We start from the raw sequence: 15,211 nt of genomic DNA on the forward strand, positions 1-15,211 counted from the left end.
TATCATCAAAATAATAAAGCTTTCCGGTATTGAGAAAAGTGCTTTATTCCGGTAAGCTTTGATGAACAGACACTACTTCTATGCTTCAGTTAGCAAATAGAAAAGGTGTATTCCTAATCCTGTCAAACTGTAACTATCATGAATAAAGAAACTCAAAATAGAGAGCATGATTCATCTCAAAAACCAGATAGTCCAATGCTTAGCTTTAATTTTCCTTCGTTAATTCGGCAGCTTAAGCATGAAGAAAGCTGGGCAAAAAATGGGCGCGGTGCCAAAACGCTTCACAAAACTGAGACTATGCGCATTATACTGAATACAATGAAGCCGGGAACCGAAATTAAACCACATCAGGCCAGTGGTCCAATTAGTGTACATGTACTTGAAGGGCAAATAAAGTTCTCTACAGAAAAAGAAGCACGAATACTCCACCAAGGAGAAATGCTAACATTGGAGCAGCATATCCGGCATAGTGTGGATGCCATAGAAGAGACAAGTTTTCTGCTAACTGTATCTCTTCCGAAAAGCCCTCATAGTTAACCCTACTCAAATTTTAAATTTTGAGTATATAAGAGTAAGGATCATATATCTTATACTAATTATTTGTATTTATTTTCTGATAACTCTTTTTTATTTAGTCTTCCTCTGGCTTCTGGCAGATATTTCAGTAGCCAGAGGCATGTAAAGAAAAGCATCAGTGAGCCAATGAATGCGGCTATGGCGATATCCTGATTTTCATCCAGCGCGTTGTTGAGAGCACTGTAAAGTAACCATATTTGTATGCTGAGAATGCCGATTAACAGCATGATAATACCCAGCATCAGGGTATTGGTTTTATTGGGATGGGCCTGGTTTTGAGCATCTCTAAAACTACTCATCATTTTCCTGTTTAGCTTATGGTATCTTTAAACGAAGTTACATACACTTTTTCCTCCCGTACTACCACACTTAACTGCGGAAGGTCGCGTGGGGGAGGGCCTTGTAGTACTTCACCGGTATCAGCACTGAACCAACCATTGTGGCAGGGGCATTCAATTTTTTTTACCTCATCGCGATACACCACGGCACAGGAAAGATGAGTGCATTTTTGCTCAAAGGCACGCCACTCTCCTTCTGCCAGATGGATTAGGATATAGGGGATTTCTTTGGTACCCTTGATGGCAAACATCGTCATACCACCAACCGGCACATCAGAAGTGTTGCATACAAAATGCTCTCCTTCCAGTTCCTTATCAGGGTAGGCAAAGGAACTCAGTACTACATAACCATTGCCCAGCGCCAGCCCCCCTGAAAGGAGACAAAGGAACTTGGCAAATTCACGGCGCGTGATATGCGTTGCTTCATCCTGCCGTATGGGAAAGTCTCCTTTCCAGTTTGGCGGATTCTTTTCTTTAGGTTTGTAGGCCATCGGTAAATTAGCTTAATGTACTTTTAGTTCTTTACTTCCTTTTGGCATCATCACATTCACTTTGGTATGCACTGTTTGCGCACCAAATTTAAAGGTATTGACAGGATCACTATTCGGACGTTTTTTACGCATCTCTTCCCGCGTTCCATAATACAAGGCACCACTGGGGCAGACAGTCGCACACATAGGTTTTTTTCCTACACTGGTGCGGTCATAGCAAAGGTTACACTTCATCATGAGCTCGGCTGCTTCCATCTTTTTAGGAACACCAAAAGGACACGCCATTACGCAATTGGAACAACCAATACAGCGGGAAGTATTGGCTGAATGAACTACTCCGCTACTGTCTTTTGAAATGGCGTCAGCAGGACACACATTAGCACAGGCAGGATCTTCACAATGCATACAGACTTGCACAGTGGTTTGCACAGAATGTGCTCTATCCACATAGTTTACATGGATCATGGTTTCCTGCCCGTTAGTTTCACATTCGGCACAAGCTGTTTCACAGGCATGGCAACCGATGCAGCGCTGCATATCTACAAAAAATTCCATGTCCTGATCAAAATTCTCTTCTGGTTCTGGCATAGGTTTCTCTTTTATATAATTGAAAAAATATTAAACACTCTGGTAAGCATCAGATTCAGATACTGGTGGCGCTTTTCGTCCCAAAGGAACCAGCTTACAGGCACACACCTTAAATTCCGGAATCTTTGATATCGGATCAAGATTTCCTATGGTTAGCTGATTTGCTGATTTTTTTCCACCCCAGTGATAGGGGATAAAAACAGTGTCGGACCGTATGGTGGTTACTACTTGTGCCGGAAACTCCGCTTCCCCTCTTCTGGTGACTACCTTTACCAGGTCACGATCTTGTATGCCAAATTGTTGAGCAAGGCTTGGGTGAATTTCCAGTAAAGGTTCCGGGTATTGATCCAGCAGTTTTCCGATGCGGCGTGTTTGGGTACCACTCAGGTACTGCGAGACCACCCTTCCTGTAGTAAGCACTACTGGATACTCTTTATCTGTAGGTTCGCCCGGATCACGATAAGGGGCCGGATTAAAATGTGCTTTACCGTCAGGAGTAGCGAATTTTCTATCTTCCCACAGTCTAGGCGTGCCAGGATGGTCCAGGCTAGGGCAGGGCCAGAAAACACCATAATTTTTTAATATTTTCTCATAAGTGATACCATAGTAATCAGCGGTACCGCCTTTGGAAGCTACTCTGAGTTCATTAAAAATCGCTTCACTATTTTCAAAGGCGAATTTGTCGCCAGCGCCCAGTCTTGTGGCTAATTCCTTAAGAATAGAGGCATCAGTACGTGCCTCTCCAGGAGGAGTTACTGCTGCATTGATTTTTATCACCCGGCCTTCTGCCGAAGTAACAGTTCCTTCTTCCTCTTCATGCAGGGCACCCGACAGTACTACATTGGCATGACGTGCAGTTTCATTTAAAAAGAAATCAATGGCTACATAATACTCCAGCTTTTCCAGTGCCTCACGAACCATATTATTATTTGGTAAAGAAACTACCGGATTAAAACAAATTGATATTAAACCCTTGATTTCACCTCTGTGAATGGCCTCCAGAATTTCATAAGCGGTAAGACCTTTGCCGGGCATATCTTTCTCATCAATGCCCCAAACGTCCGCGATATATTTACGATGTTCCGGGTTGGTAATATCGCGGTTACCAGGTAGTTGGTCACACTTATGTCCGTGTTCACGCCCTCCCTGTCCATTTCCCTGGCCGGTGATGGTGCCATAACCGCAATAAGGTTTACCAATTCTACCAGTAGCCAATACCAGATTAATACACCCCAATACATTATCAACACCTTTGGAATGGTGCTCTATTCCTCGGGCATGCATCATAAAGCTGGTTTTAGCCTGCCCCCACATAGCTGCGGCTTGCTTAATGCTTTCTGCGGGTATGCCTGTTACTACTTCAGCCCATTCCAGACTATAATCTTTTACAGCAGCAATGGTATCTTCAAACCCACTGGTATGTTGATCAATAAAATCATGATCCAGCCAGTCATTTTCTACAAGTTGCTGTAACATAGCGCCGTATAAAGCCGAGTCAGTACCCGGACGTACAGGTAGGTGCAGATCCGCAGTGCGGGCCACAGGTGTTACCCGAGGATCTACGACGATGAGTTTGGCGCCATTGTCACGGGCTTCCCAGATATAATGGATCAGGGTAGGAAAAGTTTCACTGACGTTTGACCCACAGATCATGATCACCTCCGCATGTTTTAAATCAGCCCAACTGTTAGAGATGCGATCCAGACCGAAGGCTTTTTTGTTGCCTGCCCCAGCGCTTACCATACACAGTCGGCCGTTATAATCAAGGTTTGCTGTCTTGAGTGCTACTCTCGCAAACTTACCGACCATATAACTCAACTCATTGGTGAGCGACACACCGGAGAGCATAGCAAAAGCGTCATTTCCATAGGTGCTTTGAATACGCTTGATTTCAGAAACCGTTCTGCTCATGGCCGTTTCCCAATCCACCGCTTTAAAACCTTCACCTTCCACTCGCTCAAGAGGAGAAAGCAGGCGGTCGGGGTGGTTATTCTGTAGGTAGCGTGCGACTCCCTTAGGACACATGCGGCCTTCGTTGAAAGGGAACTCCATCCAGGGTTCAAAGCCTACCACCGTATTGTCTTTTACTTTTAACTGTAAGCCGCACTGCATTCCGCAAAAACAGCAATGCGTTTTTACCAGCTTATCAGGGTCGGCGTGGCCATGGAAGCCCTGTTTGGGAGCATAGGCCTTATGGGGGCCATAGTTTTCTATTATTTTATCAACCGAAGTCGGTAGTTTTGCCATACTCTTAGTTTTTTGAAGTATTATCCAAAGAATCTCCCTTGCTGATTACGAGCTGCCAAATGAGCTTTTGCAAGCGCTGATCTCTTCCCTTCTGGGCTGTAATCAAGGTGGTTTTCTCCATTCTCCAAATCAAAATTGAAGTCTAATTCTTTGGTTACTTTTTTAAGATCGTTGATATGAAGTTGCGTTGCGAACTCCTCACCGGTATGAGGGCATACTGCCATACCCTGTTTTTCTCCTTCTCTTCGGTATACATTGGTCCCTAACTGAGCTGGGCGCTGGAAAATGTGAAAAAATTTACCAAAAGGAATCCACACCAGAAATAAAATTACTGTAATAGCATGCGTAACAGACATAAACTCAAAGGTCTTACCCTGCATGAAGGAGTAATCAAATGTTAATCCCAAACCTGTAACAGAAATTGCCAGCAGTAAAACCAGTGGTAACCAGTCATCCTGGAAAGATTGCGTAGCAATAAGCCCTCCATGCGTTAAGCGGCGACGCATCATCATAATAGCTCCGACAATAACCAATAGTGAGCACCAGTTAAGGATGTGAAAAGCATTAAAAGCAACAAAGCCGCCCAATGTAAATTCTGAAACAGGGAAGCCAAACACATGCGCTTCATAGATATTGATAGTATCTGGCTTGAGTGTAAAATGTATCCATCCGAAGGTGAGTGGAATGGTCACAAGAAAGGCCAGCATACAGCCGGTGGCAAGCATAAAGTGTCCCATCCATCGGGTTCTTCCTCTCGGGTAGATAAAGCGCTGAAACAGAATGTTTTTGATAAACTGACTGACGACAAATCCGGTATAAGGAATAAACCTTTTGCTAAACACAAACTGCCAGGTCCTTCGCCAGTAAAGCCTGGTTGGAGGGCGCTGTAGCCATACAGAATAGCGATAGACAATCCCAAAAACGGCAAATATGGTCCCAAACAGGTAAGCGATAAGAGCCGCATCAAAGTTTTGCAGGTCCCGTGAGCCGACATACACCAGCACAATGACCATAATCATCGCGATGGTAGCATTGAGTAGGGCTTTTCTGTTTAGTGTTGCAAATATTTTGAACATATTACCAGCCTATTAAAGTAGTCATTGCTATAAAAAAAATCCCTGTTCGTTTAGGAGCTGTTATCATCACGCAGGAAAAATTTAAAAAAGTAATAATTTTACTTGCCTGTTACAGATTATTATTGCGAATTTTTAAATTAAGTAATATAAACTGAATCACAAAATTCGTGAGCTGTGAATCAGAAACAGTTGCAATAACTCTTTTTAAACTTTCCTTTCAAATGACTAATATCATCTTTTTAGCTGATCAATATTAAATAAATTCGCTTCATGAGGAGTTTTATTGTGTCAAACTATTCTATAAAAAATTAATCAACATAAATAGCATAAATTATTATCATGAATATATTTTCTCTACTCAAAGCTGAAGTAAAAAGCCTGTTTCCTGCTTACTTTGCTTTGGTGATGTCAACCGGTATTGTGTCTATTGCAGCTTTTCTTTTAGACTTTCCAACCATCAGCGATATGCTTTTCTGGATCAATAATATAGCTTTTGCTGTGTTGTTGTGCATGTTGTTTTTACGTGTATTATTTTTCTTTTCTTCCTTTATGGAAGACTTTGATTCGCACGCCAAAGGAGCCGGTTTTTTTACGCTGGTGGCTGCTTCCTGCATTTTAGGAGTACAGTACGTTCTTTTAAAAGGTATGTATAAACCGGCTATCGTCCTCTGGTTTTTTGCTTTGATTATCTGGGTGATATTAATCTATGCTTTTTTTGTACTTGTGACTATAAAAAAAGAAAAACCTACTCTGGAAAAAGGCATCAATGGGATTTGGTTAGTCATTGTAGTCGCCACACAAGCTGTTTCAATATTAGGTACATTACTCTCTGACCAACTACCTTTTCCAGAGGAAAGGGTGCTGTTCTTAACCCTTTCCGGTTTTTTACTAGGCTGCATGTTGTATATCATCCTGATCACGCTGATTTTTTACAGGCTTACTTTCTTTCCAATGCGGGCAGAGGAATTTGCTCCTCCCTTCTGGATTAATATGGGAGCCGTAGCTATTAGTACTTTGTCAGGGGCAACGCTTATTCTTACCATTGAAGAGGCCACAGGTCTTATAGAATTTATTCCTTTTATTAAAGGTTTTAGCCTGTTTTTTTGGGCTACTGGTACCTGGTGGATACCTATTATTGTCATATTAGGCATATGGAGACACATCTACAATAAGATTCCACTTTTCTATCATCCGCAATATTGGGGTATGGTATTCCCCTTAGGCATGTATACAGTTTGTACATGGCGACTGAGTCAGGCGCTGGAGTTACCTTATCTACAACTCATTCCTACTGGTTTTATTTATTTTGCGCTGGTTGCCTGGTTTATTACTTTTTTGGGCTTATGTATTACTTTAATAAAAGGACTAGGGCATTTGAAACCCCAGTAAGAAGATGGGCAGATTAATCATGCATAATTTCTGTTATCATTTTATGTTTGAATTTAAATGGCAGCTGGTGCCAAAAAGATACTTTTTTTTCAGCTATTTATAACTCACCTAATTGCCGCTTGGGTTGACAACCTTTTGATCGTATTTCATTACTCATGATTGTTCACTTCTCAACTGTGAGGCAATCAACGGCGCCTTGGGAGCCAGAAAGAAACCGGTCAGGCTGGCAAACATAATAGGCATGAGACCATGAAAACCAGTCATGGTACTGAGCAGTATGATGGTACTGATGGGAGTTCTGGTCACGCAGGCATTGATGGCCGCCATACACCCTACAATGACCAGGCCATCATTAAGTTCAGGAAGGAAAAGCAACACCATCTGTCCCAGACAGGCTCCCAGAAAGAATAAAGGGATGATAAACCCACCCCGCCAGCCTGAAGTAGCCGAAACCACAATAGCAATAATCTTAAAGACTAAAAGGATCAATAGATAGCCTAAAGTATGCTCTTCTACAAGGACGTCTGTAATTTCATAATGACCGAAAAAGCGGGTGAGGGGAAGGAAGCAGGCAATGCTGCCCAGGATGAAACCACCCAGTGTGGTCTTGACATAGATCTTTTGGATTTTGGAGAACAAAGCTTTGGAAAAGCGAAAGGTAATAATGAAAAGCCATCCGACGATAGAACCCAGCACTCCCACGCCTACTGCTAACAAGAAATCGGAAGGACCACCATACGCATACTCCTGCAGTATCCAGATAGGGCCATAACCTATATGTGTTAATAAAATAAAGATGACAAAAGCGGCACAACTGGATACGAATGCTGGAATCAGCGCCTGATAAAACTCTACCATATGTCTATGGTGCAGGATTTCCAGCGCAAAAAAGCCTGACCCGAGGGGGGCTCCAAACAAAGCTGTAAAACCTGATGCCATACCCGCTATGGTCAGCGAGCGTAAGTCCTCTCCCTTCAGGCGAAGCTTTCTGGCCAGCCAGGTACCGGTAGAGCCAGTCACCTGAACAAGAGGAGCTTCTGGACCTATACTGCTTCCGGCAGCAATACCAATAAAGGAAGATAGGATCATAGAAGAGTTATTTTTGGGGTCTAGCCTTCCTCCCTTAAAGCGAATGTTATTAACGATCAGATCCATTTCACCGGGATCACCTATTCGGTGAATGATTAGTCCCACCAAAAAACCTGCTATGGTCATCAGAGGGATGAGTACCCAGCCGGAAAGCTGCATGCTTTCATGCAAAACAAACTCAAGAGCAATCCAATAAATGGCTGCTATGGTTCCTCCAATCAGGCCAATGATCAGCCAGTACAAAAACTGTTTACTCAGCACAAATGGGTTGAGTTCCAGCTTCTCATTTACCCTGTTGCGTATCCTGAGGTATTGCCTTTTCTGTTTGTATTCTAGCATTTTCTTTTACTCAAGTCTCAAAGGTATACAGCCATCTTATATGACACAAAGAAAAGTCTTAGAGGATGAATTTCTTTTCGGTGTTATTGAATAGAGAAGTACCTGATGATATCTGTGGAAAAAATTATCTCAAATTTTTTGCAATATGATTCAAATCATAAACCCCTTGAAGGTTGGCTTTTACCTTAGCAGAAAACAAAATAATCATTTAAATAATAAAGCCATGAATACACTTATGCAAGAACCCGTAGGGCAGATTGTCAACCGTGATTATCGTACCGCTGATATCTTCAAAAAGTTTAATATTGATTTTTGCTGTGGGGGCAAAAAGCCATTAATCAAGGCTTGTGAGAAAAAAAATATTAATCTGGAAGAGCTTGAGCAAGCTTTGTTAAGTGTGATCAACCAACCTCAAGAAGAAGTGGTGAATTATGCCACATGGCCACTGGATCTTTTAGCCGATTATATTGAAAAGAAACACCACCGCTATGTAGAAGAGAATATACCGCTCCTCCAGCAGTACCTTCACAAAGTGGCTTCAGTACACGGCGATCGCCATCCAGAACTGATAGAAGTATATCAGCTTTTTAACCAGTGTGCAGATGAGTTGGGGCAGCACATGCAAAAAGAAGAGCAGATTTTATTTCCATTCATACGTAAAATGGTAAATGCTCAGCTCAGTGGCAGAGTGTTAGAAACTCCGCATTTTGGTACAGTAGAAAATCCCATCGCTATGATGGAGCATGAGCATGATACCGAAGGAGAAAGGTTTAGAAAAATAGCTGCTTTGTGCGATCAGTATACTCCTCCTGTAGATGCCTGCAATACGTACAAAGTTACATTTGCCAAGCTTCGGGAGTTTGAGGCAGACCTCCATACCCATATACATTTAGAGAACAACATTCTATTCCCTAAAGCTGCTGAACTGGAGAAGAAACTCGCTGTGGCTGCATTAAACTAATCCAGTTAAGTCATTTTAGTGTGGTTGATTAATAATGGTTGTAAAGAGGCAGGTTCAGAAGATAAAATCATTTCTGACTGCCTTTTTATCTGCTCCTTTTAAATCAATCACAAGGAAGGGCTTTGTATGTAGAAAACTCCTTCTTTCAATAGAACATTCACAAAGGAAATCCTAGAACAACGAGCAATCTAAAAAATGAAAGAAGAATATTATTACTGGCCGGCAGATTTGCTTGTCCAATATCTTGTCAAAGATTACCATAAGCGCATTCTTCAAATGCTGCATGAAGTTAGAGTAGATTTTAGACAATTGCTATCTATCTATGGGGTATCCTATCCCTTGTTATATGAAGTGCAGCGTCAGTATCTGCAATGTGCTGAAGAGATAATGTCACACCTTTCCAAAGAAGCTATAGCGGTCTTACCTTATGCAAATAGGTATACTAAGGAACTAAAAAAACAAAATTTCCTAAGAAAGCCGGGGCAATATTCTGTCTGCCACTCTATTGATGCAATGTATACCGAACATAAATTTGGAAAGAGATATTTTGACAGTTTGATAGATCATATGGATTATGTTGAGATGCCAGAGAATGAGCTTTACCAAAAGATCTACTGGACTTTACAAGAAATGAGCTTTCGTTGGCAGGAACTGGTACACCTGGAGGACGATATTCTTTTTCCTAAGCTTGTTGAGATGGAGTCTTTTTTGAAACCCATGTAAACCAAACCAATATTCACTGTGATTGCTAAACTAACCACACCAAACGAAACACTGCCGGTTTTTACTGGAGATGAAGTCCGGGAGCAAAGTACTGCTTACTTTTGCGGCGATACCCTGGCTGCAGAGGTATGGATGAGCAAATATGCTTTGAAGGATAGCCAGGGCAACTTCTATGAGAAGTCTCCGGATGATATGCATAAAAGGCTCGCCAGGGAGTTTGCTCGTATAGAGGCTCAATATCCTATGCCCTTGTTAGAAGATGAAATATATGAGCTTCTTAAAAATTTTTCTTATATCATTCCGCAGGGTAGTCCTATGGCTGGGATTGGTAACGAGTTTCAGCAGGCTTCTTTGTCCAACTGTTTTGTCATTGGTGTGGAAGAAGAGGCTGATTCCTATGGGTCAGTACTCAATCTGGACGAAGAACTTGTGCAGCTTATGAAAAGAAGAGGAGGCGTGGGCGTAGATTTATCTCACATCAGGCCGGAGGGTAGTAAAGTAAATAATTCTGCACTGACAGCTACTGGCATAGTCCCTTTCATGCATCGTTTTTCCAACTCCACCCGCGAAGTGGCGCAGGGAGGTAGAAGAGGTGCCCTTATGCTCACCCTGTCGGTAAAGCACCCGGAAGCAGTTTCTTTTGCCAAAGCCAAAAAGAATACCACTGCTGTTACGGGAGCCAATATATCATTAAAACTAGATGATGCCTTTATGCTGGCCGTTCAGAATGACGGTTTGTATCAGCAGCAGTTCCCGGTCAATAGTTCCGTTCCTTTAGTTAGCAAAGAGACGAAAGCCTGGGATATCTGGCATGAGATAATTGAAGGTGCCTGGAAGTCAGCAGAACCGGGTGTCATCTTCTGGGATACCATCACCCGTGAGTCTTTACCGGATTGCTATGCTGAAGAGGGTTTCCAGACAGTCTCTACCAATCCTTGTGGAGAGATTCCTCTTTGCCCCTATGATAGCTGTCGCCTCATGGCAATGAATCTGACCAGTTATGTGAAGGAGCCCTTTCATTCTGAAGCTTATTTTGATTTTGATCTTTTCAAACAGCATGTCAGAATCGCTCTTCGCTTGATGGATGATTTGGTGGATTTGGAGCTTGAAAAGATCAACAGAATCATAGAGAAAATAGAAAACGACCCTGAACCTGAGCATTATAAGCGGGTAGAGCATAAACTGTGGCTTAAAATCAAAGAAAAGTGTGAGAAAGGAAGGAGGACAGGTTTGGGCATCACCGGTTTAGGAGATATGCTGGCTGCTTTGGGAATTAAATATGGGTCTGAAGAGTCTATTTCTTTGGCAGAAAAAGTGCAAAGCACCTTGCTGGTTGAAGCATATAGAAGCTCCGTTCAACTAGGCAAGGAAAGAGGAGTATTTCCTGAGTTTGATGCGGAAAAAGAAAAAGACCATCCTCTGATCAACAGAATCAAAAGCATAGACCCGGAGTTAGTAGAAGATATGGCACTAAATGGAAGAAGAAACATATCTATGCTTACTATTGCCCCTACCGGAAGCACAAGCCTGCTTAGCCAGACTACTTCAGGCATAGAACCAGCCTTCAGGCTCTACTATTCCAGGCGAAAAAAGGTAAATGACGCAAAATCCGGAAAATCAAATCAGCATTATTTTATAGATGATAATGGTGATACCTATGAAGAATATGCTGTATTTCATCATGGTTTTAAAAAGTGGTTAGAACATCAGGGATATCAAACTGAAGAGATCAAAACCTTCAATGATAAAGCTCTGCAGCAGTTGATAACAGAGTCTCCCTATGCCGGAGCCAGCAGCGATCAGATTGACTGGAGGGCTAAGGTGAAGCTACAGAGTGTATTACAGAAATGGGTAGACCACTCAATAAGTGTCACAGTGAATTTGCCGGAAGATACCCATCAGTCTATGATCTCACAAATCTATATTGATGCCTGGAAGCAAGGCTGTAAAGGAATCACGGTATACAGGGAAGGCAGTCGGGCTGGCATTTTAGTAAGTGAAAAGAAAAAAGATCAACAGGATTTTGTGGAAACGAACCCTCCTAAAAGACCCGATGAGTTGGAAGCAGCTGTATTACAGTTTAAAAACAATGAAGAAAACTGGGTAGCTGTGGTTGGCTTATATCATGGAAAGCCCTATGAGATCTTTACAGGGCGGGCTAAGGACTCTTTCTCTATTCTGGAAAGTGTAGATAAGGGAAAAGTGATTAAAAGTAAGGGAGAAAATGGTAAAAACAGATATGACTTTCAGTATTTGGATAATGATGGCTATAAGGTGACGATTGAAGGATTATCACGTACTTTCAATGAAGAGTACTGGAATTACGCCAAACTTATCAGCGGAGTACTAAGGCATGGAATGCCACTAAAGTATGTTATTGAAATGATAGAAGATCTGTACCTGGATAGGCACACATTGAATACCTGGAGAAACGGTGTAAAAAGGGCTTTATTACAATTTATTCCCGATGGTACGGTGCCTACTGATAATGCCTGCCCTCACTGTAAACAAGCTTCATTAGTCTATCAGGAATCCTGCCTGCAATGTAGCCAATGTGGATACAGTAGATGTGGTTAACATATTAAAAGAACAGGTCCATCTATCAAACAATATGAAAAATAAAATCAGGCCTCATACCTTCCATATTCCTGTAATGGGTACAGGATATACCATTGATACTCCTATAAAAGTAGCTCCGTATGGAATTACTTCAGTCATATCCATTATAGACCACAGGCTCGTAGAACAAATGCGTGAATACCATTGCAGACTACATAATTATGCTTATGTCCCTATTCATGAAAAAGAGGAGGATAGCAGGGCAAGAAGTATCACCGCATACTTAAATCTGGTCAATGATATTGTCTCTGAGAAGCTTAACAAGCTCAAAAAATCTTCCTTTGAAGCGGAAAGTGAAATCACAAAATATTTTGAAATGCTTCCCGAGTCTTCTCCGCTCAAGCAGGAATACAGAGAGATGCTTCAGTCCGGAGAAGAAAACCGAAAAAGAAAGCAAGAGCGTTTAAGGGTTAAGGTTACACCCGGAGCCATAGATGTGAATATTATGACCAAGCTTGATAAAGTTAACTACTCCGGAAATGAAGCTTTACCGGTAGAATATAATGACGCGCATGCTGCGTTACGTGGATTCGCAAATAGTAGACTTTCATCATCAGTAGTGCTCTCTGCAGGTTTAAACCCAAGGTTATATGGCTACATGGCAACTTTTGATGATTTCTTTCCTGATCATTCAGGTCCAGCAAGAAAGAAAATAATATTAAAAGTCAGCGATTACCGTTCTGCTTTGATACAGGGTAAGTTTCTGGCAAAAAAGGGATTGTGGGTATCAGAATTCAGGATAGAATCAGGCTTAAATTGCGGGGGGCACGCGTTTGCCACAGATGGTTATTTGCTGGGACCTATCCTACAAGAATTTAAAGAAAACAGAAATGAACTTATATCTTCTCTTTTTCAGATTTATGCAGAAGTACTCAATAATGATAGAGGAAAAGTGGTGCAGGAGCCACCTCCCGTTTTCATTACTGTGCAGGGGGGAGTAGGCACATACAATGAGCACAACTTCCTGCTTGACTTTTATAACATTGACTCTGTAGGATGGGGATCTCCATTTCTGCTGGTTCCGGAGGCTGTAAATATAGACAAAGATACTATTGAACTCATAAGCCACGCTGAAGAAGAAGAACTCTATTTGAGTGATGTGTCACCTTTAGGAGTACCGTTTAATACGGTGAAAGGAAGTACAGCCGAGCTTGAAAGGCAAGAAAGAATAGAAGCAGGTAAACCTGGCGCTCCCTGTCTAAAGGAACACCTGGTATTTAACACAGACTTTACCAAAAAGCCGATTTGTACCGCTTCCCGGCAATACCAAAAACGCAAGATTAAAGAGCTTAATGATAAAAAGACAGAACTTGACCGTGAAGTTTTCAAAAAATCATTCAACAAAATTGTGGAGAAAACATGCTTATGCGTAGGGTTGAGTAATTCTGTTTTATTAGAAAATCAAATAGAAATGTATCGTGGCTCAAAAGGTATCGCCGTATGCCCAGGACCCAACATGGCTTATTTCTCAAAAACGGCTACCCTAAAAGAAATGGTGGACCATATATATGGTAAAACCAACATCGTCCAAAAAGAAAATCGCCCCCACATGTTCATTAAAGAACTTAAAATGTATATCGATTATCTTCAAACAAAGGTAGAGGAATGTCACGGGCAATTGAGCGATTCACAACTTAAATATTTTCAATTGTTTGAAGCGAACCTGGAGGAGGGAATCTGCTACTATAAAGAACTGTTTTCAAGCCTTACTTCACAGTTTGAGGATATTAAATCCAGGCTGCTGCAGGAGTTAAACCTACTTCAAAAAGAGTTGAATAATTTTAAATGAAGTATTTGTTCAGATGTCAAAGTAGCTTCAATGAACTAATGAATATCAATCAGATAGAGAAAAAAATGTATTCTAAAAAAGAAGAGATATTTAATGCGGTAACCCATGGAGTGGGTGCCTGCCTTGCTATTGCAGCTTTAGTAATATTAGTTGTTTTGGCAGCATTGAATGGTACAACAATGCATGTGGTAAGCTTTTCCGTATTTGGCACTATGCTGGTAGTGCTTTACATTGTATCAACACTATATCATAGTTTAACGCACAAAAAAGCAAAAAAACTATTCAGGAAATTTGATCATATGTCAATTTTCCTGCTGATAGCAGGTACCTATACACCATTTTGTTTAGCTACATTACACAACTCATTAGGGTGGACCATTTTTGGCATTGTATGGGGAATAGCGATTGCAGGTATCTTGATGAAAGTTTTTTATGTAGGTAAAAAGGAGGTGCTTTCAATAGTGCTGTATATCGCGCTGGGATGGATTGTCATCATAGCTATCCAGCCATTATACATGCTCATGCCATTTCGGGGTTTCTTGTTTCTGATATTGGGAGGCATATTCTATACCTTGGGTACATTTTTTTACGCTCAGCACAAGATTAAGTATAATCATGGGATTTGGCATCTATTTGTATTGGCAGGAAGCACTCTCCATTTTTTTTCGGTATTAAGTTTATTACCCTGAAAGAATTTTTGGCGTTTCATAAAAATTATAAGCTTTTATTTATGAATGTTCTGATACCATTTTCAATAACAAAGGCAGGTTTATTTGGAAAGAGGAAAAGGATATGCAGATTAACTATCCAAAAGTTATAGATAAGCTCTATTGAAGTATTTCAGCAAAAGGAAAACAACTACGAAATGCCTGAAAGAAAAAAGCGTAAATGCTAAGCAGAAATTTGCTCAGCATTCTAAAGTGAAAAAGCTTTGAGGTGGAAAGCTGGGGACGAGTGGTTACTATGCCAATACTGTAAGTAAATAT

13 protein-coding genes are annotated in these 15,211 nt (G+C 41.3%); 7 read left to right on the top strand and 6 right to left on the bottom strand.

The features are described from left to right. The first annotated feature begins 138 nt into the window (after positions 1-138). Entirely contained in the window at positions 139-537 is a 399-nt protein-coding gene (locus WJR50_RS27310) for a cupin domain-containing protein (RefSeq protein ID WP_341296492.1), read from the top strand. Between the two features lie 59 nt (positions 538-596). Here WJR50_RS27310 and WJR50_RS27315 read toward each other — a convergent pair whose 3' ends face one another. Genes WJR50_RS27315 through WJR50_RS27335 form a run of 5 tightly spaced genes read right to left on the bottom strand, consistent with a single transcriptional unit; the run spans position 597 to position 5,316 of the window. Further along, positions 597-878 carry a DUF6755 family protein gene (locus WJR50_RS27315; protein WP_341296493.1) on the bottom strand — a complete coding sequence of 94 codons (282 nt, stop codon included), beginning with the start codon at positions 876-878 and terminating at the stop codon, positions 597-599. A gap of 8 nt (positions 879-886) precedes the next feature. Continuing rightward, entirely contained in the window at positions 887-1,405 is a 519-nt protein-coding gene (locus tag WJR50_RS27320) for a QcrA and Rieske domain-containing protein (RefSeq protein ID WP_341296494.1), read from the bottom strand. A 12-nt stretch (positions 1,406-1,417) separates the two neighbouring features. Then, positions 1,418-1,993: a 4Fe-4S dicluster domain-containing protein gene (locus tag WJR50_RS27325; protein WP_341296495.1), complete on the bottom strand. Its 576-nt coding sequence runs from the start codon at positions 1,991-1,993 to the stop codon at positions 1,418-1,420. Positions 1,994-2,023: 30 nt separating this feature from the next. After that, on the bottom strand, positions 2,024-4,240 hold the full coding sequence (locus WJR50_RS27330; protein WP_341296496.1) for a molybdopterin oxidoreductase family protein: 2,217 nt from the start codon (positions 4,238-4,240) through the stop codon (positions 2,024-2,026). A 20-nt stretch (positions 4,241-4,260) separates the two neighbouring features. Further along, the gene (locus WJR50_RS27335; protein WP_341296497.1) at positions 4,261-5,316 is read right to left on the bottom strand and encodes an MFS transporter; all 1,056 of its coding nucleotides are present in this window, start codon (positions 5,314-5,316) and stop codon (positions 4,261-4,263) included. A gap of 339 nt (positions 5,317-5,655) precedes the next feature. On the opposite strand from WJR50_RS27335, the gene WJR50_RS27340 reads away from it, so the two are divergent. Beyond that, the gene (locus WJR50_RS27340; protein ID WP_341296498.1) at positions 5,656-6,705 is read left to right on the top strand and encodes a tellurite resistance/C4-dicarboxylate transporter family protein; all 1,050 of its coding nucleotides are present in this window, start codon (positions 5,656-5,658) and stop codon (positions 6,703-6,705) included. A gap of 153 nt (positions 6,706-6,858) precedes the next feature. On the opposite strand, the gene WJR50_RS27345 is transcribed toward WJR50_RS27340, so the two are convergent. Next, entirely contained in the window at positions 6,859-8,133 is a 1,275-nt protein-coding gene (locus WJR50_RS27345; protein WP_341296499.1) for a chloride channel protein, read from the bottom strand. Between the two features lie 223 nt (positions 8,134-8,356). Here WJR50_RS27345 and ric point away from each other — a divergent pair, with 223 nt between their 5' ends. The 5 genes from ric to trhA all read left to right on the top strand — a co-directional run bounded on the left by ric (position 8,357) and on the right by trhA (position 14,914). Beyond that, a complete protein-coding gene (ric, locus tag WJR50_RS27350) occupies positions 8,357-9,094 on the top strand; it encodes an iron-sulfur cluster repair di-iron protein (protein WP_341296500.1) in 738 nt (245 codons plus the stop codon). Between the two features lie 195 nt (positions 9,095-9,289). Then, the gene (locus WJR50_RS27355) at positions 9,290-9,817 is read left to right on the top strand and encodes a hypothetical protein (protein ID WP_341296501.1); all 528 of its coding nucleotides are present in this window, start codon (positions 9,290-9,292) and stop codon (positions 9,815-9,817) included. Between the two features lie 18 nt (positions 9,818-9,835). Then, positions 9,836-12,394, top strand: a complete 2,559-nt coding sequence (locus WJR50_RS27360; protein ID WP_341296502.1) for an adenosylcobalamin-dependent ribonucleoside-diphosphate reductase — start codon at positions 9,836-9,838, stop codon at positions 12,392-12,394. 34 nt (positions 12,395-12,428) lie between these two features. Next, a complete protein-coding gene (locus tag WJR50_RS27365; protein WP_341296503.1) occupies positions 12,429-14,225 on the top strand; it encodes a hypothetical protein in 1,797 nt (598 codons plus the stop codon). 38 nt (positions 14,226-14,263) lie between these two features. Then, a complete protein-coding gene (gene trhA, locus WJR50_RS27370; RefSeq protein ID WP_341296504.1) occupies positions 14,264-14,914 on the top strand; it encodes a PAQR family membrane homeostasis protein TrhA in 651 nt (216 codons plus the stop codon). The last annotated feature ends 297 nt before the right edge of the window (positions 14,915-15,211 follow it).

This window comes from Catalinimonas locisalis (assembly GCF_038039535.1).
In the GTDB taxonomy this organism is placed as follows: domain Bacteria; phylum Bacteroidota; class Bacteroidia; order Cytophagales; family Cyclobacteriaceae; genus Catalinimonas.